The following is a 25,951-nucleotide window of genomic DNA, read 5'->3' on the forward strand; positions in this document are numbered from 1 at the left end:
CCATGGCCAACCACCGTCTGACGACATTGACCTGGATCTTCACCGAGAAATTCGGCCTGATCCTGCTGTCGATGATTACCTTTGTCGCCTACGCCAGGCTGCTGTCGCCTGCCGAGCTGGGTGTGGGCACGGTAATCATCGCCATCGTCGAGTTGATCGGTCTGGTGTACTCCTCGGTGCTCGAAGACCCGCTGGTCCGGCTTGAGCGACTGGAGGACAAGCACATCAGCACCGCCTACTGGGCGGCGGTGCTGGTCAGTCTGGCGAGCATTGGCGTCATTTCCGGCGCGGTCATGCTGTACACCCCCGACCCGCTGCTGCAATGGATGACGGCGATAGCCTCGATAAAGATCCTGTTCACCATGATGGCGCGGGTCTATGTGGCGCAGATGCGCCGCAGCGGTAACTTCAAGATGCTGGCTTCGCGCACATTGCTGGGCAAAGTGGCGGGTGGTGTCGGCGGGATTGCCGTGGCGCTTTGGGGACTGGGTGCGTGGGCGGTCATTGCCCAGGCGCTGATCATGGAACTGGTGTCGATCATTGTGTTGATGCGCGCAGACCCACGCCACATCCCCTTTCACATCGACGGCCCGATCCTGCGCGAGTTGTTGAGGTCAGGCGCACCGGTTGCCGTCAACGCGCTGAGCTCGCAAACCCTGCAGCGCGGAGTCAATGTGGTTCTGGGCATCACCGCCGGCGCGAACGCGGTCGGCATGTTCAACATGGCCATGCGCATCATCGAACTGCCACGCACCGCGATCTACAACGGCTTGCTGAGCTACGCGCTGCCGGCGTTCTCCCGGCGCAGCGCAGAGCCCAAACGATTGATCGGGATCGTTGGCGATTCAACCGCCGTCAGCGGTTTTGTGTTGACGCCCCTGTTCGTCGGACTCGCACTCACCGCAAGCGACCTGATCCTGTTGATCTTCGGCGCCAAATGGGCAGAGGCCATTCCGCTGCTGCAAGTGCTGGCCTGCACCGCCGCCATCGGCAACAGCGCCATGTACGCCACCACCGCACTGGTGGCGGTCAACCGCAGCCACCTCACGATCAAGGCTGAAGTGCTGACCACCGCGCTGGCCCTGGCGCTGGTCTACGCCCTCGGCAACCTGTACGGCGGCATGGCTGCAGCCGTCGCTCTGCTGGCGCGCATGCTGGTCATCACGCCGTTGCAAATCCGCGGCCTGAACACGGCGATCGGCTACAGCTGGCGCGGCTTTTTCGAAGCCAGTTACCGCAGCGTGATCGCTTCCCTGGTCATGGCGGCAACCGTGCTGCTGGTGCTACCGCAGCTGGGTCTCCAGGGTTACCTGCATTTGATCGGCAGCGTCGTACTCGGCGCACTGAGTTATGCCGTGGGTTACAGCGCCCTGCACCCGCACTGGCCACAGGAATTCAAATCGGTTTTCACCTCCCGCTGAGTTCAGCCCTGAGACAGGAAGGCCTCACCATGCGCAAAACCACGTTGATTACTGGCGGTGCCGGCTACATCGGCTCGCATACGGCTCTGGCCCTCATTAACGCCGGCCACAAGGTGCTGGTGCTCGACAACCTGTGCAACAGCTGTCGAGAGTGCATCCGGCGCCTCGAGCAACTGACCCTGACCCGGGTCGACTTCATCAAGGGCGATATTCGCGACCCGGCCCTGCTCGACGATATCTTCAGCCGATACGACATCGACGCCGTCGTGCACTTTGCCAGTCTCAAATCCGTCGAGGAAAGCGTGCGCAAGCCGCTGGACTACTACGTCAACAACGTTGCCGGCACGCTTGGCCTGTGTCAGGCGATGGCCCGCAATAACGTATTTCGGCTGGTGTTCAGCTCGTCAGCCACGGTGTACGGGGAGCCTACTCGCACGCCGATTGCCGAAGATTTCGGCACCGGCAAACCGGTCAATCCCTATGGCCGCACCAAGCTCATGATCGAAGAGTTGCTGACGGATCTGTGCAACTCCGATCCGCGCTGGAGCGTTGGATTGTTGCGTTACTTCAACCCGATCGGCGCCCACGAAAGCGGAATGATCGGCGAAGACCCGAGCGGCCGCCCCAACAACCTGCTGCCCTGCCTGACCCAGGTTGCCATAGGCCGGATACCCGAACTCACGGTGTACGGCAGCGACTATCCCACCGTGGACGGAACCTGCGTGCGCGACTACATCCACGTGGTCGACCTGGCCATCGGTCATCTCAAGGCCCTGCAAGTGCTACAGCACGACAATGGCATTCATTTCTGGAACCTCGGCACGGGCGTCGGCTACAGCGTGCTACAGATCATCCACAGTTTCGAGGACATCACCGGCATCAGCATTCCCTACCGCTTCGCCCCTCGACGTCTCGGCGACATCGCCAAGTGCTGGGCCGATCCGGCCAAGGCAGGACGCGAACTGGGCTGGAGCGCGCAGCGCGGCCTGGAACAAATGATCACCGATAGCTGGCGCTGGCAGTCGTGCAATCCGCAGGGGTATCAATCTTCATTCAAGATTCCGGCACCCGTTGCGGTGAAGTGATGCCGATGCTCAAGGAATGTCTGCTGGTCGTGCTGTTTTCGGTTGCGCTGGCAAGCAACGCCGCGCAGGCGCCAGCGCCTGTACCGACCACCGGCCTCGTGTTGTGGCTGGACGCGGCCGACTCATCCGCGATGACCCTGGATGCGCAGAACCGGCTCCAGCGCTGGAGCGACAAATCCGGCAAGGCCAATGACGCGACGGTCGCTGACGCCAGCTCACCGCCACAGTGGATAGGAAACAGCCTCAATGGCCATGCGGTGGTGCGCTTCGACGGCAATTCGGGATTACTCGGCCGGGCCCTGCGCACGGCTAAAGGATCTGTGACCGTACTGATCGTGTCCCGGCGGTTGCCGGAACAGGCCGGAGTCGATCCCTGGCAACGCTTGTTCAGTTCACGCCCGCAGGCCGCCAGCAACGACAACGTGCTGCCGAATTTCGCGGTCAGCCTGGCGCAAACCGGGGAGTACGAGCCGACGGTTTCCGTGCTGGAACTGCACGACGTGCCGATCGGCCCCTACGGGGTCGGGCGCAATGCCGTCGGTCACTCGGAAAATTTTCGCGGCGACATCGCCGAAGTGCTGGTGTATGACCGTCCATTCGCCTCGCTCGCCGAGCGCCAGCGCGCCTTTCAATACCTGGCAGACAAATGGTCCGTGACCATCCCCACGCATGCCGACACCTGGACCCGCGTCGGTCCATTGGGGACATCGCCGACGCGCATCAACGCCCAACTGCCCTTGTCCGATCAGGCCAATGCCGGGCAATGGGTGCTCAACACGACGCTGTCCGACGAGTTCGATGGCACCACCCTCGACCGCACACGCTGGCACGTCAACAATGCTGTCGGGAATGAGTCACTGGGCCGCAAGCCGGCGTTGTTCACCGAGCGCAACGCCAGTGTCGGCAATGGCAACCTGAACATTGTCTTTCGCAAGGAAACCTTGGCGCAGAAATACGTCGAGCTCGGCTTCAAGGACTACACCTCAGCCATGGTGCGTACCCTTGAACGCGGCTTCTACGGGTACTACGAAGCGCGGGCCAAACCCATGAATTCCGCAGCGTCCAGCGCCTTCTGGCTGGCCTGGACGGGCATGACTGACAACGCTACCGAAATCGACATCTTTGAAATCGGCGGCAAGACCAAAAATGCGCTTTCAGACCGCGCCTACAACATGAACGCCCACCTCTGGGCCACGCCGCACAGCACTGAACATATTGCCAACGGCAGCACCTGGACCAGTCCCTGGCGGCTGGCCGGCGACTTTCATGTCTACGGCTTCGACTGGCAGCCCGATACCCTGCGCTGGTACGTCGATGGTGTGCTGGTCAGAGAATCGAAGAACCATTATTTCTTTTTCCCCATGCAGATCGTCTTCGACAGCGAGGCCATGTGGAAATGGTTCGGCGTGGTCGACGATGCTGACCTTCCCTCCACTTTTGAAGTCGATTACATCCGCATGTGGCAACGCAATCCTTGACCCTCACACCAGGCCTGGGGCCAGACGATGAGCCGCCCCAACCGTCATAGCTTTCGCCTTGAGTCGATTTTCACTCGGCACAGTCGTCAGTTTTCAATTCGCGCGAACACCCCCGGAGCGCATGCACATGAACAACCGACGGCTGACAGAACTGGATTTGCTGCGCTTTCTTGCGGCGTTCGCGGTGGTGATCTTTCACTATGCGTTTCGCGGCTATGCGAGGGGTGAGATGTCGGTCATGCCCTATCCACTTTTGGCTGACGTTGCCAAATACGGGTATCTGGGCGTCGAACTGTTTTTCATGATCAGCGGATTCGTGATCCTGATGACCGCTTCGAGCAACAACCTCAAAGTGTTCTTCATTTCTCGGGTCATCCGCCTCTGCCCGGCGTTCTGGGTGTGCTGCACGATCACCTTTCTCATCACGCTGGCCATCGGGCAGCCACGATTTTCGGCCGATTTCTATCAATACCTGATCAACCTGACCTTTCTAGGCGACCTGCTCGGTGTGCCCCCCATAGACGGGGTCTACTGGTCTCTGTTCGTCGAGATAAAGTTCTACTTGATGATCGCGATCCTGTTGGCTTTCAAGAAGATAGAGAAAATAGAAACCTTCCTTGTACTCTGGCTGCTGATCTCGGCCGCAGCGGAAGTCTTTGCTTTCGAAAAGCTGCGCTCGGTCCTGATCACCGACTACGCGGCCTATTTCATCGCTGGCGCGACGTTCTACATCATCTGGGACAAGGGTTTTACCAAATCCCGTATTTCCCTGCTGGCAGCCGCGCAGGCATTGGCCAGCTTCAACGCGATCAAGTGGGCCGAGTCGATTGAACTGAAATATTCGACCGAATACGACTCCTTGATCATCTGCGGCGTCATTGCCCTGTTTTTCATGACCTTCCTTTTTATCGCGACGCATAAGACGTCAGCCGTGGGGAAGTTCGACTGGACAGCATTGGGCGCACTGACTTACCCGCTTTACCTGCTGCATCAAATGATCGGCTTCATGATCTTCAACATCGCTTATCCGACCATCAATCCACACGTGCTGCTCTGGGGCACCATCGCTTTGATGATAGGTGCGTCCCATGTCATCCATAAAGAAATAGAAACCCCGATGGCCAGACTGATGAAAAGATCTCTTTCGTCCTCCTTCAAGCGTCTCAGAGTTGGTTAGTCGGTAACGCAACAGGCTTGGCAATATCGGCAGATGAAAAAGGCGGGAGAGGCTTCGGTGAATACCGAAACCTCTCCCGCCTTTTTTTGTTTGTGGCGCAGAGCGCCCGTCACAAGGACGATGAGCGCTTCAACGTCTCGCTCGGTAACTCCTTGAACAATGCTCGATAACTGCTTGAAAAACGGCCTAAATGCCAGAATGACCAGTTCATCGCCACTTCCGCCACGGTGGTCTCCGCAGGCGAACGCTTGAGCAATTCGCGCCGCGCACTGTTGAGCCGGCGCAACCGTAGCCAGTGGCTCGGCGACATCCCCGTGTAAGCCTTGAAGGTCTGCTGCAACTGGCGCAGGGAAACCCCGGCGACCCGCGATAACTCGAGCAGATTGAGGGTTTCTTCCGGCGAATCCGCCGCCCACTCGCCCACGCGTTTGAGGGTGATTCGCTCCTCGGCGCGACGCTGCAAACCGCCGCCGTCCAGACACACGCTCGCGTTGTCGAGGATGAACAGGCAGTCCTCCAATAGCTGCTGAGTCAGTGCCTCTTTACTCGGCAGATCAAGGGCTTGCGACAACTTCGTGAGAGTGGAGCTTAACCAGCGGCTGAACAATCCATTCTGCGCGCCATTGAGCGGTGCCATGAACAACCCCTCCAGCCGGGCCATGTCCAGTCCGTTGCGCTGGACGAATTCCGGGCCGAACACCACAGCGATTTCCTGGTAGTTCTCCGGGGTGATCCAGATGTTGCGGCTCTCTTCATTGAGCAGATACAGCGCGTTGTCGCTGCGATCGAAACAGAACGCCAGCGCCCCTTGCGGCGCGCTGAAATTCTGCTCGACCCGGGTGTTCATCTGTTCTTCGTAAACCTCCACTCCCTGCAAATCCAGATAGCGAATCTGCCCGGCGAAATGCCCTGGCGACATCTGCTGGTAATGCTGCACCCAACCCGGCGTGGCGCGGATTTGTTCGGTGACATCGGCGGTGTTGAACGCTTGGACCTGAAGCGGATTGCACGTCGTCATGGTGAACCTTGCGCACTCTTTTGGTGCGCTTTGGTGCTGCTGAAAGTGGATAGATGGAACGGCAAGGCCCGCCCAAGATAGTCGTCAACGCGCCACAGGGGAAGCCTGCGAAAGATGAAATCGCGTTCCCCCGCGTCAACAAAACCAACGACGAGGTCTTTATGAATGCCCCTTTCGATCAGTTGTTCACATGGCTGAAAGATCACAAGATTACCGAAGTGGAATGCGTGGTCAGCGACCTGACCGGCATCGCCCGCGGCAAGATCGCACCGACCAACAAGTTCCTGCATGAGCGAGGCATGCGCCTGCCGGAAAGTGTGCTGCTGCAAACGGTAACCGGGGACTTTGTCGACGACGACGTCTACTACGACCTGCTCGACCCGGCCGACATCGACATGGTCTGCAAGCCGGTAAGCGACGCGGTGTACGTGATTCCGTGGGCCATCGAGCCGACCGCCATCGTCATCCACGACACCTTCGACAAGTTCGGCAACCCGATCGAACTGTCGCCGCGCAACGTGCTGAAGAAAGTCCTGCAGCTGTACACCGACAAAGGCTGGAAGCCGATCGTGGCGCCGGAAATGGAGTTCTACCTGACCCAGCGCTGCGAAGACCCGGACTTGCCACTCAAGGCGCCGCTCGGCCGCTCCGGTCGCGCCGAAAGCGGTCGTCAGTCGTTCTCCATCGACGCCGCCAACGAATTCGACCCACTGTTCGAAGACGTCTACGACTGGTGCGAACTGCAAGGCCTGGACCTGGACACGCTGATCCACGAAGACGGCCCGGCGCAGATGGAAATCAACTTCCGCCACGGCGATGCACTGGATCTGGCCGACCAGATCACCGTGTTCAAACGCACCCTGCGTGAAGCGGCGCTCAAGCACAACGTCACCGCAACCTTCATGGCCAAGCCGATCGGCGATGAGCCCGGCAGCGCCATGCACCTGCACCAGAGCGTGGTTGAGATCGCCAGCGGCCAGCCGATTTTCGCCAATGCCGACGGCAGCATGAGCGACCTGTTCCGCCATCACATCGGCGGTCTGCAGAAGTACATCCCGAAGGTGCTGCCGATGTTCGCGCCGAACGTGAACTCGTTCCGCCGCTTCCTGCCGGACACCTCGGCACCGGTCAACGTCGAATGGGGCGAAGAAAACCGCACCGTCGGCCTGCGGGTGCCGACCTCTGGGCCCGAGGCGATGCGGGTTGAAAACCGTCTGCCCGGCGCCGACGCCAACCCGTACCTGGCCATCGCCGCCAGCCTGCTGTGCGGTTACATCGGCATGGTCGAAGGCATCGAACCGAGCGCCGCCGTCGAAGGCCGGGCTTACGAGCGCCGCAACCTGCGCCTGCCGATCACCATCGAAGAAGCCCTGACCCAGATGGAAGAGTGCGACACCGTCGCGCAGTACCTGGGCAGCAAGTTCGTGCGCGGCTACGTCGCGGTGAAACGTGCCGAGCATGAAAACTTCAAGCGTGTGATCAGTTCCTGGGAGCGGGAGTTCCTGTTGCTGAGCGTTTAACCAAAATAAAAACAACCCAACCCAACGATCGTTCCCACGCTCTGCGTGGGAATGCCTCAATGGACGCTCAGCGTCCGCTTTGGGACGCGGAGCGTCTCGGGCTGCATTCCCACGCGGAGCGTGGGAACGATCAGCATGGGAAGATCAATCGAAGAGGTGTCGATATGCGTCTGTTGAAATCCCTGATTCCCGCCACCCTGGCATTGGCATGCAGTGCCGGTGCCTTCGCCCAACCCCAGGTCAGCGTCTACAACTGGACCGATTACATTGGCGAAACCACCCTCGCCGACTTCCAGTCCTCCAGCGGGATCAAGGTGATCTATGACGTCTTCGACTCCAACGAAACCCTCGAAGGCAAACTGCTCGCCGGGCGTACCGGGTATGACGTGGTGGTGCCGTCCAACCACTTCCTCGCCCGTCAGGTAAAGGCCGGCGCCTTCCTCAAACTGGACCGCGCGCAACTGCCGAACTGGAAAAACCTCGACCCGAAACTGCTGGCCCTGCTTGAGAAAAACGACCCGGGCAACGAGCACTCGGTGCCGTACCTGTGGGGCACCAACGGCATCGGCTACAACGTCGACAAGGTCAAGCAAGTGCTGGGCATCGATCACATCGATTCCTGGGCCGTGCTGTTCGAACCGGAAAACCTGAAGAAACTCACCCAGTGCGGTGTGTCGATGATGGACTCGGCCGATGAAGTGTTCCCGGCGATCCTCAACTATATGGGCATGGACCCGCGCAGCGAAAAAGCCGAGGACTACAAGAAGGCCGAAGAAAAACTGCTGAGCATCCGGCCGTACATCACCTATTTCCATTCCTCGAAATACGTGTCCGACCTGGCCAACGGCGACATCTGCGTGGCCTTCGGTTATTCCGGCGACGTGTTCCAGGCCGCCAACCGCGCCAAGGAAGCCAAAAACGGCGTGAACATCGCCTACTCGATTCCCAAGGAAGGCGCGAACCTGTGGTTCGACCTGCTGGCGATTCCTGCCGATGCCGGCAACACCAAGGAAGCCCACGCTTTCATCAATTATCTGCTCGATCCGCAAGTGATCGCCAAGGTCAGCGCCTCGGTGGGCTACGCCAACCCGAACCCGGCGGCCAAGCAATACATGGATCCAGAGCTGGTCAACAATCCCGAGGTCTATCCGTCCCAGGAAGTCCTCGACAAGCTCTACATCTCCTCTACCCCGCCCCAGTCGATCATGCGTCTGATGACCCGGTCCTGGAGCAAAGTGAAGTCGAACAAATGAATCAGTACACCCAGGAACACGCCCGCTCCTATTACGCCGCGTCGGCCCGGGCCAGCACACCTTATCCGCAACTGGAGGGTGACTTGATTGCCGATGTCTGCGTGATCGGTGGCGGTTTCACCGGCGTCAATACGGCGATTGAACTGGCGCAGCGCGGGCTTTCGGTGATTCTGCTCGAAGCCCGGCGCATCGGCTGGGGCGCCAGCGGGCGCAATGGCGGGCAGTTGATTCGCGGGATCGGTCATGACGTAGAAGGCTTCGCCCGGCATGTCGGCAGCGAAGGTGTGCGCTACCTGCACCGAGCCGGGATCGACTCGGTGGAACTGGTGCGCCAGCGCATCACCGACAACGCCATCGAGTGCGACCTGCGCTGGGGCTTCTGCGAGCTGGCCAACACCCCGGCGCAGTTCGAAGCCTTCAAAGCCGAGCAGGACAGCCTGGCGCAGTTGGGCTACCGCCATGAAACGCGGCTGGTTGCCCCTGAGCTGATTCGTCAGCAAGTGGTGAACGCGGGGGTCTACAAGGGCGGCCTGATCGACATGGGTTCAGGGCACTTGCATCCGCTGGATCTGGTGCAGGGTGAAGCGCGGCTGGCAGCGTCCCTCGGGGTGCGGATTTTCGAGCAGAGCCCGGTGCTGGAAATCCTCCACGGTTCGACCGTTCAAGTCCGCACCCGGAGCGGCAGCGTGCGCGCCGGCAGTCTCGTGCTCGGCTGCAACGCGCATCTGGACGAACTCGAACAGCAACTCAGCGGCAAGGTCCTGCCCGCCGGCAGCTACATCATCGCCACTGAACCGCTGCCGGCGGAACGCGCCGCCGAGCTGATTCCGCAAAACCTGGCGCTGTGCGACCAGAAAGTCGGCCTCGATTACTACCGGCTCTCGGCGGACCGACGCTTGCTGTTCGGTGGCGCCTGCCATTATTCGGGACGGGATCCGGCAGACATCGCTGCCTACATGCGACCGAAGATGCTCAAGGTGTTCCCGCAACTGGCGGATGTGCGCATCGACTATCAGTGGGGCGGCAAGATCGGCATCACCGCCAACCGCTTCCCGCAGGTCGGTCGATTGAAACAGCACCCGAATGTGTTCTACGCCCAGGGCTATTCCGGCCATGGCCTGAACGTCACCCACTGGTGCGCCAAGCTGCTGGGCGAGGCGATTCATGCCGGCCACAGTCAGGGCATGGATGTGTTCAGCGGCGTGCCGCACATGACCTTCCCCGGCGGCCCGGCGCTGCGCTCGCCGCTGCTGGCACTGGGCATGTTCTGGTATCGCCTGCGGGAACTGCTGGGATGAGGCCTGCCGGTTAAAGCGCCCTGCACATTTGCTCTATCGCGAAGCACTTCTATATTGATGAAGTGCTTTTGCGTTCCTGACGCTCAGTGCCCAACACACCCTGGAGGTCATGGATGGAGTCGTCAGCCGCCGATCAACCGCGAGCGCCCGGCCAGGCGCCGGTCAAGACCCGGCGTTTCAGCATTTCGCTGGTGTGGATCGTGCCGATCGTCGCGGTGCTGGTGGGCCTGTCGCTGGTGGTGCACAACCTGATGCAGGAAGGCCCCACCATCACCGTCACCTTCAAGACCGGCAGCGGCCTGACCGCGAACAAGACCGAAGTCAAATACCGCAACGTGGTGATCGGCCAGGTCACGGACGTCGAGTTGAGCGACGACCAGAAAAGCGTCAACGCCACGATCAAACTGGCCAAGCAGGCCGAAACCTTTACCCGCGAAGACTCGCAGTTCTGGGTCGTCCGGCCGCGCATCGGTGCGGGTGGCGTCTCGGGCATCGACACGTTGCTGTCCGGTGACTACATCGGTGCCGACATCGGTCAGTCCAACTCGCGCTCGAAAAACTTCAAAGGCCTGGAAAATCCACCGCCGATCACCTACGGCGAGCCGGGCAAACGCTTCAATCTGCACGCCTCGGACCTCGGTTCGCTGGACATCGGCTCGCCGGTCTATTACCGCAAGATCCCGGTCGGCCAAGTGGTGGCCTATGCGCTGGACGCCGATGGCAAAGGCGTGAACATCGAGGTGTTCATCCACGCGCCGAACGACGCCTACGTCACCGAAAACACCCGGTTCTGGAACGCCAGCGGCATTGACGTCAACGTCGGCGCCAACGGTTTTGCGGTGAAAACCGAATCGCTGTCGACCTTGCTGGTGGGCGGCATCGCCTTCCGCGCGCCGGAGTACAGCCCCAACGATGTCGCCGCCGCCGAAGAAAGAACCTACGACCTGTTCGACGACCAGCAAACCGCCCTCGCCCCGCCCAACGGCAAGGCGCAATACCTGACCCTGCGTTTCGATCAGGCCCTGCGCGGGTTGAAAGTCGGCGCGCCGGTGGAGTTTCTCGGCATCGAAATCGGCCGGGTGGTGAGCGTCAATCTGGACTTCGATGCGAAAAAACGCAGCTTCCCGCTCAACGTCGGCATCGTGATCTACCCGCAACGCCTCGGCCAGGCTCACGTCAAGATGCTCAAGGTACTCGAGCACAATCCAGACGACGAAGCCGCCGCCGTGCGCCTGATCGGCACCTTTATCGACAACGGTCTGCGCGCCCAGGCCCGCAGCGGCAATCTGCTGACCGGCCAGTTGTACATTGCTCTGGACTTCTTCCCCAAGGCCGAAAAAGTCGCGTTTGACCCGACCGCCCGCCCGATCAGCGTTCCGACCGTCCCCGGCAGCCTCGAACAGTTGCAGGAAAAACTCGAAGCGATGATCGACAAGCTCAACAAGCTGCCGGTGGAACGGATTGCCGGCAACCTCGACAGCAACCTCGTGGAATTGCGCAAAGGCCTGACCCAGTTCAATGCCAGGACCCTGCCCGGCGTGCAGAACACCCTCGCCGACCTGAGCAAGACCCTGCAGTCGGCCAGCTCGACCCTGGCCGAAGACTCGCCGCAACGCGAACAACTGACCGAGACCCTCGACGAGCTCGGGCGCATGTCCCGTTCGCTGCGTGAGCTGTCCGATTATCTGGGCCGTCATCCGGAATCGTTGATTCGCGGCCGTCCCGACAACGCCCCGCCGCTGGACCTCAAAGGGCCGCCGCGCAATTGAGCACAGGAGCTGTCCCATGGCTTTAAAGCTGAAGTTCACCGTGCTAGCGATCGGTCTGCTGCTGGGCGCCTGTAAAAGCGCCCCGATCAGCTTTCACACCCTGACACCGACGCAACCGATGACCGGCCGCGCCGGCTCGGAAATCACCATCGAAGGCATCAGCGTGCCGCCGCAGGTCGACCGGCCACAAATCGTGATCCGCCAAGGCAACAGCGGCCTGGCGATTCTCGAGACCGAATGGTGGGGCGCCAGCCTCAGCGATGAATTGCGCAGCGCACTGGTGGATCAGCTCAGTAATGCCGGCGGCCCACGCAAAACCTCGGTGCGCATCGATGTGCAACGCTTCGATTCGATTCCCGGGCAATACGGGCTGATCGACGTCAAATGGCGCCTGCGCCAGGCCAACACCGGTGACGACGCCCTGCTCGCCTGCCGCTCGCTGCTGCAAACCCCGTCCGGGCCGACCATCGACGATCTGGTGATCGCCCAGCAGAACAACGTCAAACGTCTGGCCGCGTTGATCAGCCAGGCGTCCGCCGGCTCACGCGGCTGCCCGCCCGCCTCCTGATCGAAACGCACTGCCTACAAGTCGAAACGATCCACCGCGCGGCGCCTTTCGTTGTCGTCGCGCACGTCGTAGTTGGCGGTTGTCTGGATATTGCTGTGGTGGGCGAGCTTCTGGGCAATCGACAGGTCATGCTCCTCGATCACCCGGGTGATGAACGAACGCCGGAAATCATGGGGCATGATCTTCACCCCGACCTGAGTGCCGCGCTGGCGGGCGATGTAATAGATCGCGTGCTTGGTGATGCGCTCGCGGGTGATGTGGCTGCCACGGCGAATACGGTTGAACAGAAACGCGTCGTCGCTCTCGCCTTCCTTGAGTTCCGAACGACGAAACTCCAGCCAGGCATTCAGTTTGGCGAACGCCCAGGCTGGCGCGTACTTGATCAGTTGCTTATTGCCCTTAGCGGTGACACACAAGCTGCGCTCGGTGAAGTCCACCTGATTCAGGTCCAGATCCACCGACTCCGACTTGCGCATGCCGGTGCCGTACAACAACGCAATCACCGCCGCATCGCGCAAACCTTGTGGCCGTGGATCAGCGGCGCAGACTTCCATCAATTCATGAATCAGCGTGCGCTTCAGATTGCGCCCCTGGGACAGTCGCGTGCCGGCAATGCCTTTGACCGAGCGCATCTTCAATAGATGGTCCTGGCTGATCAGGCTCATGCGCCAGGCTTCATTCATCACACCGCGAATTGCGTTTACATAAAGCGAAGACGTATTTGGCGCGTAATTGTCGGCGCGCAATGCGGCGACTAACGCAACGACATCTTCCGGTTGCAGCCCGTGCCAGGGAATGTCCTCGAGATTCACGTCTTCGAAACCGAGGCGGTCGGCAGCGTCCTGCAACACGTAACGCATGGTCAGTTGGCTGGAGGGCGCCAGGCGCGCCAGATAAACAGTCAGCGGATTGCTGTTGGAGGGTGAGGATTCAGTACTCGACAAGTCAATCAAACGAAACGGCCTTGAATAAGAAACAGTTCAACAAAACAACTAAAAACGGCAACAAAACTTAAATAAGACGGGGCACTTCTGTAGGACTTTTCTACTAAAAACGCCGATGAACGGAAGAAGTCTGAACGGTGGCTGTATAAGTTTCAGATAGACGATTCGCCAACCGCTTTTTCATGTTCCTTTCACAAAAACGCGCATAACCTTACTTGCATCCAGTGGGCCCCGAATGGCTCACAACGTGCCGTCCGGGGACGCAAAAGTCAATCGGGCATTCCCCGGGCGGTACTTCAAACCCTTGAAAACACGTGTTTTTCAGACAATTGGCTGAAGGATGGCTGTCGCCCCGAGGTTCTTATGAGTCAAGCGTTTCTCCCGTTTTCCCGGCCCAGTATCGGTGAAGAAGAAATTGCCGCCGTCGAACAAGTATTGCGTTCGGGCTGGATCACCACCGGGCCGAAGAATCAGGCATTGGAAGAACACTTCGGCAACTATGTCGGTAGTCGGCATGCCGTGGCACTTTCCTCCGCCACCGGTGCCATGCATGTAACTTTACTGGCGCTGGGAATCGGCCCCGGCGATGAAGTCATCACCCCGTCGCAGACCTGGGTGTCCACCGCCAACATGATTTCCCTGCTCGGTGCCACGCCGGTGTTCGTCGATGTCGACCGCGACACCCTGATGACCGACGCCGCGCGCATCGAAGCCGCCATCACCCCGCGCACCAAAGCGATCATTCCCGTGCATTACGCCGGCGCTGCGTTCGATCTCGACCCGCTCTACGCGCTGGCCGACAAGCATGGCATCGCCGTGATCGAAGACGCCGCCCACGCCGCTGGCACCCGCTACAAGGGTCGTCACGTCGGCTCGCAAGGCACCGCGATCTTCTCGTTCCACGCGATCAAGAACATGACCTGCGCCGAAGGCGCGATGTTCGTCACCGATGATGAAGCCTTGGCCAACCGCGTGCGCATGCTCAAGTTCCATGGCCTCGGTGTCGATGCCTACGACCGCCTGACCCACGGCCGCAAACCCCAGGCCCAGGTGATCGAGCCCGGTTTCAAATACAACCTGGCCGACATCAACGCCGCGATTGCGCTGGTGCAGCTGGAGCGTCTGGACGCAATCAACGCCCGCCGCACCGAGCTGGCCACGCAATACCTGCAAAAACTTGAAGGCCTGCCGGTGCAACCGCTGGCCGTGCCGCCATACGCCCAGCAGCACGCCTGGCACCTGTTCATCCTGCGCATCGACAGCGAACGCTGCGGCATCGACCGCGAAGCCTTCATGAAGGGTTTGCAGGCGCAAGGCATCGGCACCGGCATCCACTTCATCGCCACCCACCTGCACACCTGGTATCGCCAGCGTGATCCGCACCTGTCCCTGCCCGACACCGAGTGGAACTCGGCGCGGCTGTGCTCGATTCCCTTGTTTCCCGACATGACCGACCAGGATCTGGACCGGGTCGTCGGAGCCATTGAACACCTGATGGGGAAACGCCCGTGAGACCTTATCCGATTCATTGTGTGTCGATCGTCATCCCGGTCTACAACGAAGAAGACAGCCTGCCGGAACTGCTGCGCCGCACCCAGGCCGCCTGCCAGCAACTGCATCATGATTACGAAATCGTGCTGGTCGACGACGGCAGCCGCGACGCCTCCGCGCAACTGCTCGAGGACGCTGCCTCGGTCGATGACAGCCCGTTTGTGGCCGTCATCCTCAACCGCAACTACGGCCAGCACGCGGCGATCATGGCCGGTTTCGAGCAGTGCAAGGGCGACGTGGTGATCACTCTCGACGCCGACCTGCAGAACCCGCCGGAAGAAATCCCGCGCCTGGTGGCCGAGGCTGAAAAAGGCTTTGACGTGGTCGGCACCGTTCGCGGCAATCGCCAGGATTCGGCCCTGCGCCGTTATCCGTCGAAACTGATCAACCTCGCGGTGCAGCGCTCCACCGGCGTTGCCATGAGCGACTACGGCTGCATGCTGCGCGCCTACCGCCGCACGATCATCGACGCGATGCTCGCCTGCCGCGAACGCAGCACGTTCATTCCGATCCTCGCCAACAGCTTCGCCCGCCACACCACCGAAATCGTCGTGGCCCACGCCGAGCGCGAACACGGTGATTCGAAGTACAGCCCGATGCGTTTGATCAACCTGATGTTCGACCTGATCACTTGCATGACCACCACGCCCCTGCGCCTGCTGAGCATCGTCGGTTTCGCCATGGCCGGGCTCGGCGTGCTGTTCGCGGCGGCGCTGATCTTCATGCGCCTGGCGTTTGGCGCCGGATGGGCCGGCGATGGCCTGTTCGTACTGTTCGCCGTGCTGTTCGTGTTCACTGGCGGCCAGTTCATCGGCATGGGCCTGCTGGGCGAATACCTGGGCCGCATGTACAGCGACGTGCGCGCTCGTCCACGTTTCTTCATTGAAAAAGTCCTGCGCGGCCATCCCGCCTCGCCGGCCCCCGCCATCACCGTTGACGGCCTCACTTCCAACTCCACGTCCGATCAGGTTCTCTCATGAGCGCAAAAACCGTTGTCTTCGCTTACCACGATATTGGCTGCGCCGGCATTCAAGCCCTGCTCGACAGTGGCTATGACATTGCGGCGGTATTTACCCATGCCGATGACCCGAAGGAGAACACCTTCTACGCCTCGGTTGCACAACTGTGCGCCAACAAAGGCATCGCGGTTCACGCACCGGAAGACGCCAACCATCCGCTGTGGATCGAGCGGATCGCCAAGCTCGACCCGGATTACATCTTCTCGTTCTACTACCGCAACCTGCTGAGCGAGCCGCTGCTGGCGCTGGCCAAAAAAGGCGCGTTCAACCTGCACGGCTCCTTGTTGCCGCGCTACCGTGGCCGCGCGCCGGCCAACTGGGTGCTGGTCAACGGCGAAACCGAAACCGGCGTCACCCTGCACCGCATGGTCAAGCGCGCCGACGCCGGCGCCATTCTGGCCCAGCAACGCGTGGCCATCGAACGCAGCGACACAGCGCTGAGCCTGCACGGCAAACTGCGGATCACCGCCAGCGACCTGCTGCGCGATGCACTGCCCGCGATGTTGCACGGCAAACTGCGGGAAACCCCGCAGGACGAATCCCAGGCCACGGTATTCGGCCGTCGCACCCCGGCGGACGGCAAACTGGTCTGGGCGCAACCGGCCGAGCAACTGTTCAACCTGGTGCGGGCCGTGACTCAGCCCTACCCCGGCGCCTTCTGCGCCGTGGGCGAGCACAAGCTGATCGTGTGGAGCGCCGACGTGGTCAAGGGCAACGAAGGCCAGGCGCCGGGCCGGGTCATCAGTGTCGATCCGCTGCGCATCGCCTGCGGTGAAGACTCGCTGGTGATCAACGCCGGCCAGCGCAACGACAACGGCCTGTACCTGAGCGGCCCGCAACTGGCCAATGAACTGGGTCTGGTGGACGGCTCGTTGCTGCGCGGTGCCGAGTCCGGTCGTGGCCCGCGTCGCACGCGGGTGCTAATCCTTGGCGTCAACGGCTTCATCGGCAACCATTTGTCCGAGCGCCTGCTGCGTGACGAGCGCTACGAAGTCTATGGCCTGGACATCGGCTCCGACGCCATCGACCGTCTGCGCAGCCATCCGCGTTTTCACTTCGTCGAAGGTGACATCAGCATTCACTCGGAGTGGATCGAGTACCACATCAAGAAATGCGACGTGGTCCTGCCGCTGGTGGCCATCGCCACGCCGATCGAATACACGCGCAACCCGCTGCGGGTGTTCGAACTCGACTTCGAAGAAAACCTGAAACTGGTGCGCTACTGCGTCAAATACAACAAGCGCGTGATCTTCCCGTCGACCTCGGAAGTCTATGGCATGTGCCAGGACAAGCACTTTGACGAGGACCGCTCGAACCTGATCGTCGGCCCGATCAACAAGCAGCGTTGGATCTACTCGGTGTCCAAGCAACTGCTGGACCGGGTGATCTGGGCCTACGGCGCCAAAGGCCTGAACTTCACCCTGTTCCGCCCCTTCAACTGGATGGGCCCACGGCTGGATCGCCTCGATTCGGCGCGCATCGGCAGTTCCCGCGCCATCACCCAGTTGATCCTCAATCTGGTGGAAGGCACGCCGATCCGCCTGTTCGACGGCGGCGAGCAGAAACGCTGCTTCACCGACATCGCCGACGGCGTCGAGGCGCTGGCGCGGATCATCGATAACGACAACGACGTCTGCAACGGCCAGATCATCAACATCGGCAACCCGGACAACGAAGCGAGCATTCGCCAGTTGGGCGAAGAACTGCTGCGCCAGTTCGAGGCTCACCCGTTGCGCAGCAACTTCCCGCCGTTCGCCGGTTTCCGCGACGTGGAAAGCAAGGCGTTCTACGGCGCCGGTTACCAGGACGTCGAGCACCGCAAACCGAGCATCGCCAACGCCAAGCGCCTGCTGGACTGGACGCCGACCGTGGAAATGCGCGAGACCATCGGCAACACGCTGGATTTCTTCTTGCGTGAGGCCATGGCCGAAATCGAGAGCAAGCGCTGATGCAGGCCGGTTTGCGCATCGACGTCGACACCTTTCGCGGCACCCGCGAAGGCGTGCCGCGCTTGCTGGAAATTCTCGATGAAGCCCAGATCAAGGCGACGTTTTTCTTCAGTGTCGGCCCGGACAACATGGGCCGGCATCTGTGGCGCCTGATCCGTCCGCAGTTCCTGTGGAAGATGCTGCGCTCCAACGCCGCCGGCCTGTACGGCTGGGACATCCTGCTGGCCGGCACGGCGTGGCCGGGCAAACCGATCGGCCGCGACCTCGGGCACCTGATGCGTCAGGCCCGGGCCGCCGGCCACGAAGTCGGCCTGCACGCCTGGGATCACCACGGCTGGCAGGCCAATGCCGGGCGCTGGAGCGATGCGCAACTGGTCAAGCAGATCCGTCAGGGCGTCGACACCTTGAGCGACATCCTTGGCGAAAAAGTCACATGTTCGGCCGCCGCCGGTTGGCGCGCGGACGAGCGTGTGATCGAAGCCAAACAGGCCTTCGGCTTTCGCTACAACAGCGATTGCCGTGGGCAGCGGCTGTTTCGCCCATTGCTGTCTGACGGCTCGGTCGGTGCGCCGCAGATTCCGGTGGACCTGCCGACCTTCGATGAGGTGGTCGGGCCGAGTGTGGCAGCGAAGGATTTCAACGCCTTCATCCTCGACCGGTTCCGCCCGGACAACCTCAACGTCTACACCATTCACGCCGAAGTAGAAGGGATTCTGATGGCCGAAGACTTTCGTCGACTGCTGGCCGACGCACGCCAGCGAAACATCAACTTTCAACCGCTGGGCGACTTGCTGCCCGAGTTTCTCAACACCCTGCCCGTCGGCCGTGTGCAACGCGGTGCCCTCGAAGGCCGCGAAGGCTGGCTGGGAGTGCAAGGCGCATGAGCAAACGCTGGGCATTGCCGCTGTTGCTGGGGATTTTTCTGCTGGCTTATCTGCTGCCGCTGGGCAGCCATGGTTTGTGGATTCCCGATGAAACCCGTTATGCGCAGATCAGCCAGGAGATGCTGCTGAGCGGCAACTGGGTGTCGCCGCATTTCATGAACCTGCGTTACTTCGAAAAACCGGCGGCCGGTTACTGGATGATCGCCCTCGGGCAGGCCGTGTTCGGGCAGAACCTGTTCGGTGTGCGGTTTGCCTCGGCCCTGAGCACCGGGCTGAGCGTGCTGCTGTGCTTCCTCATTGCCCGCCGTTTGTGGAATGACCCGCGCAAAAGTTTCGTCTGCGCCCTGCTCTACATGAGCTTCGTCATCGTCGTCGGCCAGGCCGGTTACGCCAACCTCGATCCGCAATTCACCTTCTGGGTCAACCTGAGTCTGGTGGCGCTGTGGTTCGCCCTCGACAGCCGTTCCAACGGTCAGCGCCTGGCCGGTTGGTCGGTGCTGGGCCTGGCCTGCGGCATGGGATTCATGACCAAGGGTTTTCTCGCCTGGCTGCTGCCGGTGCTGGTCGCGTTGCCGTGGATGCTCTGGCAGAAGCGCTGGAAGGAATTGCTGCTGTACGGCCCGCTGGCCATCGCGGTGGCGATGATCGTCAGCCTGCCGTGGGTGTTGGCAGTGCACGGTCAGGAACCGGATTACTGGCGGTTCTTCTTCTGGCATGAACACATCCGCCGCTTTGCCGGGGACGATGCCCAACATGACGCGCCGTGGTGGTTCTACCTGCCGCTGCTGGTGGCGTTCAGTCTGCCGTGGGTCGGGATGTTGCCGGTGGCGCTGAAGCAGGCGTGGCAAACCCGCCGCGAAACCGGCATCGCGTTTCTTGGCCTGTGGCTGCTGATGCCGCTGCTGTTCTTCAGCCTGAGCAACGGCAAGCTGCCGACTTACATCCTGCCGTGCCTGCTGCCGCTGGCGTTGCTGCTGGGCCATGCGCTGGCCGATCGCTTGCGTCTGGAGCAAGGCCGGGCGCTGGGCCTCAATGGTCTGCTGAACCTGTTGCTGGGCATCGTCACGCTGATCGGGCTGGTTTACGTGCAGCTCAAACGTCCGCTGTACGACCACGAATTGCACAGTCTGGTGTTGGTGTTTATCGCCCTGACCGGCTGGATCATCAGCAACCTGCTGCAAGCCTTCCGTCCATTGCAATGCTGGGCGGCGCCGGCGGTGGGCAGTCTGCTGCTGATCGCATTGCTGCCGGCGGCACTGCCCAAATCGGTGGTGGCGAACAAGATGCCGGACCAGTTCGTCCTCGCCCACCAAGCGGAACTGGCGAGCGCCGCTCACCTGTTGAGCAACGACCTGGGCGCCGCGTCGGCCCTGTCCTGGCGCCTCAAACGCCCGCAGGTGGCGCTGTACAACACGATAGGCGAATTGAAATATGGCCTTGCCTATCCTGACGGCATCCAACAACGGGTCGATCCCGATCAGGTGCAGCAGTGGATGCGCCAAGCCCGCAAGACCGGTTCGGTCGGCGTGGTGATGCGGGTCAAGGGGCAAGACGAACTGGACGAACTCGACAGACTGCCCAAGGACGGCGTTCGTTATGAGCAGGGCAACCTGGTGATCATGATCCTGCCGCAGGAGGCGTCATGAGCCTGTTGCTGCTGTTGGCCGCCTGCCTGCTGACCTGCCTGGGCCAGGTCGCGCAGAAATTTGCCGTCGAGAGCTGGCGCGGCGCGAGCCTGTCGTGGTCGAGCAAATTGCGCTCGCCGTGGCTATGGCTGGCCCTGCTCGCCCTCGGCGCGGGCCTGCTGGTGTGGCTGCTGGTGTTGCAGCGCCTGCCGGTCAGCATCGCCTATCCGATGCTCAGCCTCAATTTCGTGATCATCACCCTGATCGCTCGCTTCGTATTCAGGGAGCCCGTCGACGCTCAGCACTGGTTCGGTGTGGTGCTGGTGATTGGTGGCGTGGCGCTGCTGGGGCAACAGTCATGAACCGGTGCCGTGGAATCTTCTTCGCCCTGGCCAGCGTGCTGCTGGTCAGCGTGGCGCAACTGAGCATGCGCTGGAGCATGACGCGCCTGCCCCGGCCGGATCAGTGGCTGGCCCTGCCCAGTGTCGACTCAGTCGCGCTGGTCGTGGTGCTGGCGGCGATCTTCGCCTATGCGCTGTCGATGCTCTGCTGGCTCGCCGCCCTGCGCGATCTGCCGCTGAGCCGGGCCTATTCGCTGCTGAGTATCAGCTACGCGCTGGTGTACCTGCTGGCGGCCAGTCTGCCGCTGTTCAACGAATCCTTCAGTTTCTCCAAATCACTGGGCGTGGCGCTGGTCATGCTCGGGGTCATCACCATCAACACTCGTCCGGCCCGTGCGCCCGAATTGAGGAGTTCGCCATGAAAATCACAGTGTTTGGTAGCGGTTATGTCGGCCTGGTGCAGGCCGCCGTGCTGGCCGAAGTCGGCCATGACGTGGTGTGCATGGACATCGACGAGAAGAAAGTCGAACTGCTGCGCCAGGGTCACGTCAGCATCTTCGAGCCGGGGCTGGCCAGTCTGGTCCGCGAGGGCCTGGACGCCGGGCGGCTGCAATTCACCTGCGATGAAAAACTCGCGGTGCAGCACGGCAAGGTCGCGTTCATTGCCGTCGGCACCCCGTCCAAAGAAGACGGCTCGGCCGATCTGCGTTACGTGCTGTCGGTGGGCGACGCGGTGGCCCGGCACCGTGAACAGCCACTGATTCTGGTGGAAAAATCCACCGTACCCGTCGGCACCGGCGACACCTTGCGCACGCACCTGGACAAAGCCTTGGTCAAGGCCGGACGTCTGTTGCAGTTCGATATCGTCTCCAACCCGGAATTTCTCAAGGAAGGCTCGGCGGTCGCCGATTGCCGCCGGCCGGACCGGATCGTCATCGGCTGCGAACGCGAAGAAGTACGCGACGTAATGCGCGACCTGTACTCGCCGTTCAACCGCAACCACGACCGCATCATGTTCATGGACCTGCGCAGCGCCGAGCTGACCAAGTACGCCGCCAACTGCATGCTGGCGACCAAGATCAGCTTCATCAACCAGATCGCCGAACTGGCCGAACACCTTGGCGCGGACATCGAGTCGGTGCGCCAGGGCATCGGCGCCGACAGCCGTATCGGCTATCACTTCATCTACCCCGGTTGCGGTTACGGCGGCTCGTGCTTCCCCAAAAGACATGCGCGCGCTGATCCACAGCGCCGAAGAAGCGCACTGCTCCAGCGACTTGCTGCAAGCGGTGGAAGCGATCAACCAGCGGCAAAAACACAAATTGTTCGAGCGCATCAACGCGTTCTACAAGGGCGAACTGCGCGGCAAAACCTTCGCCCTGTGGGGCCTGGCGTTCAAGCCGAACACCGACGACATGCGTGATGCGCCGAGCCGGGTCCTGCTCGAATCGCTGTGGGCCGCCGGCGCCAATGTGCGCGCGTTCGATCCGGAAGCGATGCAGGAAACCCAGCATCTGTACCCGGACGAATCGAAACTGATGCTGATGGGCACCCCGGAATCGGTACTTGCCGGTTCCGACGCGCTGATCATCTGCACCGAATGGCAGCAGTTCAAGGCGCCGGATTTCGACCTGATCCAACAACGCCTCAAGGCCCCGGTGATCTTCGATGGTCGCAACCTGTACGACGCCGAACGCCTGGCCCGCAACGGCTTCCATTACTTCCCGATGGGCCGTGGCGAATCGCGTACCTTGCCGATTCCGTTGCAGCAATGGCCGCACGCCTCGGACGTGGCTTGATCGGTTTAACCCCTGCCCGGCGCCGGCAGTCCCTGATCGCAGGGCTGCTGGCGTTTCTGCTGTTCATCGCCGGCGTGTACGGGCAGGCACCCATCGGTTTCGACTCGCGCTTCGTGTTGTTCGCCCAGGAAATGCTGCGCCACGGGCCCAGTGTATTTCCCACCACTTACGGTGAGCCGTACGCCGATTATTCGGCGCTCTCGACCTTGTTCATCTGGCTGTTGTCGTTGCCGTTCGGCACGGTCAACAGCCTGACGGCGTGGCTGCCGAGCGCTTTCGCCGGCGCGGTGATCGTGACGTTGATGTATCGCTTGCTCGCGCCCTCATCCGTGCGTTGGGCAGTGGTGAGCATCGCATTGCTGATGCTCACCAGCACCTTCATCACCGAGACTCGGGCGGTGTCGCAGGACCTGATGCTCGCCGCCGTGGCGTTTTCGGTGTTCTACCTCGGCTATGCCCACGACCATTTCGCTGCCGGTCGGCGCTGGCCGCTGGTGTTCCTTCTGTTGCTGCTGGGGTTCGGCATTCGGGGGCCGATCGGGCTGGTGGTGCCGAGCGGCATGCTCTGCAGTTACTACCTGCTGGATCGCCAGTGGTCGCGTCTGTTGACCTTCGGCGTGCTGGCTTCGCTGCTGCTGGCGGCCTGCGTGGGGCTGCTGTTGTGGCTGGCGGAGGTCAGCGGCGGGCCGGCGTTTCGTCAGGACGTGATCCGCATGCAGTTCATGGGGCGCATGGACGGCAGCGAAGGCGTCAGCGGTTCGCTGTATTACTTCACCAGTTCTCTGGGCAACTATGCGCTGGCGTATCCGCTGGCCTTGCTCGCGCTGGCGGCGGTGTGGCTGAGCAAGCCCCGGCAACGCGGCCCGGCCTTGCGCCTGGTGCAGTATTGCGCCGCGGCGGGATTGATCGTGATGGTCGGGCTGTCGATTCCCCAGGCGAAAAAGGCCCGCTATCTGCTGCCGATGCTGCCCATGGCGGCGATTATTGCGGCGTATCCGTTTCAGGTGTTGCATGGTCGGGTGTTTGCCTGGCTGCGCGTCGGCATGCAGGGGCTGTGGTTGTTGATTCCCGCGTTGTTGATCGCTTTGTTGTGGCTGGCGAAGCGACGGTTTCCCGAGTCGTTGACCGACCTGACGCCGGTAATGATCGTGCTCGGATTGCTGCAACTGGCCGCTTTGTCACGGTTGTGGCTACCGCGCTGGCGAACCGAAGTCCTCGCGTTCAGCGCTGTGCTGGCGGTCTGGTCGGCCTACGCGCTGGTGTTCGAGCCGGTGGAGCGACAGCTGTATGACACGCGAACCTTCAGCCAGGCGGTAATGGTGCGGATCCACGAGCAACCCGCGCCGCTGGTGCTGCACGGCATGGGCAAGGACGCCAAGGCGATCAAGTTCATGGTCAACGTCGAGCAGGATCTGCAACCGCAGTTCAGCGAAACCACGCAAGCGCTCGAAGCACTCAAGGGGCCGGCGTGGCTGATGATGGATCGCAGCGACTATCAAGCCCTGCAAGGCACGTCGCTCGGGGCGTTGCAGCCGATATTGAGCGGCCGTTTCGACAAAAACGATTATGTGTTGCTGTGGCTGACGCCTTAACCTGCGCGACGTGATTTCGACAGGGACCGCTGACTGATGACCTTTACCGTGCGACAGGCCCTTGCAGCCGATGCCATCGCCCTCCCCGCCATCGAGCGTTCGGCCGCCGCGCTGTTTGGCCTCGACCCATCACTGGCCTGGCTGGCAGATGCCGCCGTGCCCCAGGCCTCGGCGCATTTACCGGCCATTGAACGGGGTGAAGTGTGGGTCACGGAAAACAACGACGGGCAACTTGCAGGTTTTTTAAGGGCAGTGACTGTCGACCAACAGTTGCACATTGAGGAACTGTCCGTCAGCCAACACTTTCAGGGCCGGGGCGTCGGTCGCAAGTTGCTGTTGGCGGCGATTGAACAGGCGCGTCTGTGGCAACTTCGGGCGGTGACGCTGACGACGTTTCGCGATCTGCCGTGGAATGCGCCGTTCTATCAACGCATGGGTTTTGCGCTATTGAACGCCGACGACAGCGACGCACGTCTGAACCATGTATTGCGCGATGAAATCGCTCACGGATTGCCCGGCGAGCGACGTTGCGCCATGCGTCTGATCCTTACGCCGTCGCCTTGAGATCGACCCCCAGCGCCTGGGCGAACGCCTTGACCAACGGACTGCGCACGGTGTTGTGCCGCAGGATCAGATTGAACGGCGTGTCGAAGTGGATCAGCTCCGGGCACACCGCACGAAACTGCCCGGCGGCCACCAGCGTGGCAGCGTAATGCTGCGGCAGAAAGCCCACGAAACGCCCGGTCTTGATCAACAATGCCACCGCTTCGACCTGGGTCGCCGAGGCGGAAAAACTGTCGTAGCGGGCGAAGTTGAGCTTGTCGCGATGGATCGCGTAGCGGTGGTTGATGCACTCGTAATCCTGCAGCACGTTGCCGCCCATCTGCTCCGCCGGCATCTCGAACAACGGGTGGCCGACAGCGCAGTAAGCCTGCGAGCGTTCTTCATAGAGCGGGTAATAATCGAACTCTTCACGCTTTTGATAAACCGGGACTATTCCGGCAACTAAGCGACCCTCGACCACGCCTCTTTCTACTTCATCCAACTGAGTCGCCTGAAGTTGAAACCTTACTTTCGGTGAATGTTCATTTATCTTTTTAAGCGCGGCAACTAACGGCGAATTATTGTCGCTGATCGTATTATCGATCACCCCCACTCCTAGATCGCCGATAAGTTCGTTCTGTGCCGAACTAAGCCGATCACGAAAGTTGTCGACCGAAGCAAACAGATCAATCGACGCCTGATACACCAGACGCCCTTCTTCGGTCAGGTGAAACCCTTCGCGCCCCCGGGTACAAAGGCGCATGCCGATGCGGATTTCCAGGTCGGAGATCTGTTTGCTGATCGCGGCCAGGCCCACGTTCAGCTCGTTTTGCGCCGCGCTGAAGCCGCCGGCCTCGACCACCGCCTTGAACACCTTGAGCAGTTTGAAATCCAGTCCGCTGAGGGCCAAAGGTGCCCGGTGAGCGGTTTTGACCGGTGGGTTTCCGGAATTGGAAAGTGGGGTTTCCATAATGCTGATTTACCTCTGGCGCAATGTTCAACAATCTGTGTCCAACAACAAAAACATCGCCGGCTAATAATAATGATCACAGAAAACCAGCCTTGGCAACCGCCAGAAAATCCCGAACATCAGTGCCAACTCACTGATCGCCAAACA

21 protein-coding genes and 1 pseudogene are annotated in these 25,951 nt (G+C 61.2%); 19 read left to right on the forward strand and 3 right to left on the reverse strand.

The window, feature by feature from the left end:
- Nucleotides 1–2 precede the first annotated feature (2 nt).
- From BMZ46_RS18690 to BMZ46_RS18705, 4 genes are all read left to right on the forward strand, one after another.
- Nucleotides 3–1,421 carry an oligosaccharide flippase family protein gene (locus BMZ46_RS18690; RefSeq protein ID WP_074690533.1) on the forward strand — a complete coding sequence of 473 codons (1,419 nt, stop codon included), beginning with the start codon at nt 3–5 and terminating at the stop codon, nt 1,419–1,421.
- Between the two features lie 29 nt (nt 1,422–1,450).
- Nucleotides 1,451–2,506, forward strand: coding sequence for a UDP-glucose 4-epimerase GalE (gene galE, locus BMZ46_RS18695; RefSeq protein WP_039768589.1), 1,056 nt, complete (start codon nt 1,451–1,453; stop codon nt 2,504–2,506).
- Nucleotides 2,506–3,984, forward strand: coding sequence for a family 16 glycosylhydrolase (locus tag BMZ46_RS18700; protein WP_074690532.1), 1,479 nt, complete (start codon nt 2,506–2,508; stop codon nt 3,982–3,984). Before galE ends, BMZ46_RS18700 begins: the two co-directional genes overlap by 1 nt.
- Nucleotides 3,985–4,111: 127 nt before the next feature.
- Nucleotides 4,112–5,161, forward strand: a complete 1,050-nt coding sequence (locus tag BMZ46_RS18705; RefSeq protein ID WP_074690531.1) for an acyltransferase family protein — start codon at nt 4,112–4,114, stop codon at nt 5,159–5,161.
- A 109-nt stretch (nt 5,162–5,270) separates the two neighbouring features.
- Here BMZ46_RS18705 and BMZ46_RS18710 read toward each other — a convergent pair whose 3' ends face one another.
- Nucleotides 5,271–6,179, reverse strand: a complete 909-nt coding sequence (locus BMZ46_RS18710) for a helix-turn-helix domain-containing protein (protein ID WP_074690530.1) — start codon at nt 6,177–6,179, stop codon at nt 5,271–5,273.
- A gap of 161 nt (nt 6,180–6,340) precedes the next feature.
- Between BMZ46_RS18710 and BMZ46_RS18715 the strand changes: the two genes are divergently transcribed.
- The 5 genes from BMZ46_RS18715 (at nt 6,341) to BMZ46_RS18735 (ending at nt 12,587) form a co-directional block, all read left to right on the forward strand.
- Nucleotides 6,341–7,699 carry a glutamine synthetase family protein gene (locus BMZ46_RS18715; RefSeq protein WP_074690683.1) on the forward strand — a complete coding sequence of 453 codons (1,359 nt, stop codon included), beginning with the start codon at nt 6,341–6,343 and terminating at the stop codon, nt 7,697–7,699.
- Between the two features lie 164 nt (nt 7,700–7,863).
- A complete protein-coding gene (locus tag BMZ46_RS18720) occupies nt 7,864–8,952 on the forward strand; it encodes a polyamine ABC transporter substrate-binding protein (RefSeq protein WP_074690529.1) in 1,089 nt (362 codons plus the stop codon).
- On the forward strand, nt 8,949–10,250 hold the full coding sequence (locus BMZ46_RS18725) for an NAD(P)/FAD-dependent oxidoreductase (protein ID WP_074690528.1): 1,302 nt from the start codon (nt 8,949–8,951) through the stop codon (nt 10,248–10,250). The genes BMZ46_RS18720 and BMZ46_RS18725 overlap by 4 nt, the downstream gene beginning before the upstream one ends.
- 113 nt (nt 10,251–10,363) lie before the next feature.
- On the forward strand, nt 10,364–12,019 hold the full coding sequence (locus BMZ46_RS18730; RefSeq protein ID WP_074690527.1) for a PqiB family protein: 1,656 nt from the start codon (nt 10,364–10,366) through the stop codon (nt 12,017–12,019).
- Between the two features lie 16 nt (nt 12,020–12,035).
- Entirely contained in the window at nt 12,036–12,587 is a 552-nt protein-coding gene (locus BMZ46_RS18735) for a PqiC family protein (RefSeq protein ID WP_039768602.1), read from the forward strand.
- Between the two features lie 14 nt (nt 12,588–12,601).
- Here BMZ46_RS18735 and xerC read toward each other — a convergent pair whose 3' ends face one another.
- Nucleotides 12,602–13,447 (reverse strand): site-specific integrase, encoded by an 846-nt coding sequence (gene xerC / locus BMZ46_RS18740; protein ID WP_254778437.1) that lies wholly within the window; start codon nt 13,445–13,447, stop codon nt 12,602–12,604.
- Between the two features lie 447 nt (nt 13,448–13,894).
- Here xerC and arnB point away from each other — a divergent pair, with 447 nt between their 5' ends.
- The 10 genes and pseudogenes from arnB to BMZ46_RS18790 all read left to right on the forward strand — a co-directional run bounded on the left by arnB (nt 13,895) and on the right by BMZ46_RS18790 (nt 24,855).
- Nucleotides 13,895–15,043, forward strand: coding sequence for a UDP-4-amino-4-deoxy-L-arabinose aminotransferase (arnB, locus tag BMZ46_RS18745; protein ID WP_074690525.1), 1,149 nt, complete (start codon nt 13,895–13,897; stop codon nt 15,041–15,043).
- Nucleotides 15,040–16,062 (forward strand): undecaprenyl-phosphate 4-deoxy-4-formamido-L-arabinose transferase, encoded by a 1,023-nt coding sequence (arnC, locus tag BMZ46_RS18750; RefSeq protein WP_074690524.1) that lies wholly within the window; start codon nt 15,040–15,042, stop codon nt 16,060–16,062. The genes arnB and arnC overlap by 4 nt, the downstream gene beginning before the upstream one ends.
- Nucleotides 16,059–18,050 carry a bifunctional UDP-4-amino-4-deoxy-L-arabinose formyltransferase/UDP-glucuronic acid oxidase ArnA gene (gene arnA / locus BMZ46_RS18755; protein ID WP_039768610.1) on the forward strand — a complete coding sequence of 664 codons (1,992 nt, stop codon included), beginning with the start codon at nt 16,059–16,061 and terminating at the stop codon, nt 18,048–18,050. The genes arnC and arnA overlap by 4 nt, the downstream gene beginning before the upstream one ends.
- Nucleotides 18,050–18,934: a 4-deoxy-4-formamido-L-arabinose-phosphoundecaprenol deformylase gene (gene arnD, locus BMZ46_RS18760; protein WP_074690523.1), complete on the forward strand. Its 885-nt coding sequence runs from the start codon at nt 18,050–18,052 to the stop codon at nt 18,932–18,934. Before arnA ends, arnD begins: the two co-directional genes overlap by 1 nt.
- Entirely contained in the window at nt 18,931–20,580 is a 1,650-nt protein-coding gene (gene arnT, locus BMZ46_RS18765) for a lipid IV(A) 4-amino-4-deoxy-L-arabinosyltransferase (RefSeq protein ID WP_074690522.1), read from the forward strand. The genes arnD and arnT overlap by 4 nt, the downstream gene beginning before the upstream one ends.
- Nucleotides 20,577–20,921 carry a 4-amino-4-deoxy-L-arabinose-phosphoundecaprenol flippase subunit ArnE gene (gene arnE / locus BMZ46_RS18770; RefSeq protein WP_039768616.1) on the forward strand — a complete coding sequence of 115 codons (345 nt, stop codon included), beginning with the start codon at nt 20,577–20,579 and terminating at the stop codon, nt 20,919–20,921. Before arnT ends, arnE begins: the two co-directional genes overlap by 4 nt.
- On the forward strand, nt 20,918–21,322 hold the full coding sequence (arnF, locus tag BMZ46_RS18775; protein ID WP_074690521.1) for a 4-amino-4-deoxy-L-arabinose-phosphoundecaprenol flippase subunit ArnF: 405 nt from the start codon (nt 20,918–20,920) through the stop codon (nt 21,320–21,322). Before arnE ends, arnF begins: the two co-directional genes overlap by 4 nt.
- A pseudogene (locus BMZ46_RS18780) lies at nt 21,319–22,699 on the forward strand (UDP-glucose/GDP-mannose dehydrogenase family protein). Before arnF ends, BMZ46_RS18780 begins: the two are co-directional and overlap by 4 nt.
- Nucleotides 22,672–24,291, forward strand: coding sequence for an ArnT family glycosyltransferase (locus BMZ46_RS18785; RefSeq protein ID WP_170844924.1), 1,620 nt, complete (start codon nt 22,672–22,674; stop codon nt 24,289–24,291). The pseudogene BMZ46_RS18780 and the gene BMZ46_RS18785 overlap by 28 nt, the downstream one beginning before the upstream one ends.
- Nucleotides 24,292–24,327: 36 nt before the next feature.
- Entirely contained in the window at nt 24,328–24,855 is a 528-nt protein-coding gene (locus BMZ46_RS18790) for a GNAT family N-acetyltransferase (RefSeq protein WP_074690520.1), read from the forward strand.
- Here the strand turns inward: BMZ46_RS18790 and BMZ46_RS18795 are convergent.
- Entirely contained in the window at nt 24,839–25,804 is a 966-nt protein-coding gene (locus tag BMZ46_RS18795; protein ID WP_074690519.1) for a LysR family transcriptional regulator, read from the reverse strand. The two genes, BMZ46_RS18790 and BMZ46_RS18795, sit on opposite strands and share 17 nt — an antisense overlap.
- Between the last annotated feature and the right edge of the window lie 147 nt (nt 25,805–25,951).

Source organism: Pseudomonas sp. NFIX49 (assembly GCF_900115915.1).
Taxonomy (GTDB): Bacteria; Pseudomonadota; Gammaproteobacteria; order Pseudomonadales; family Pseudomonadaceae; genus Aquipseudomonas; species Aquipseudomonas pharyngis.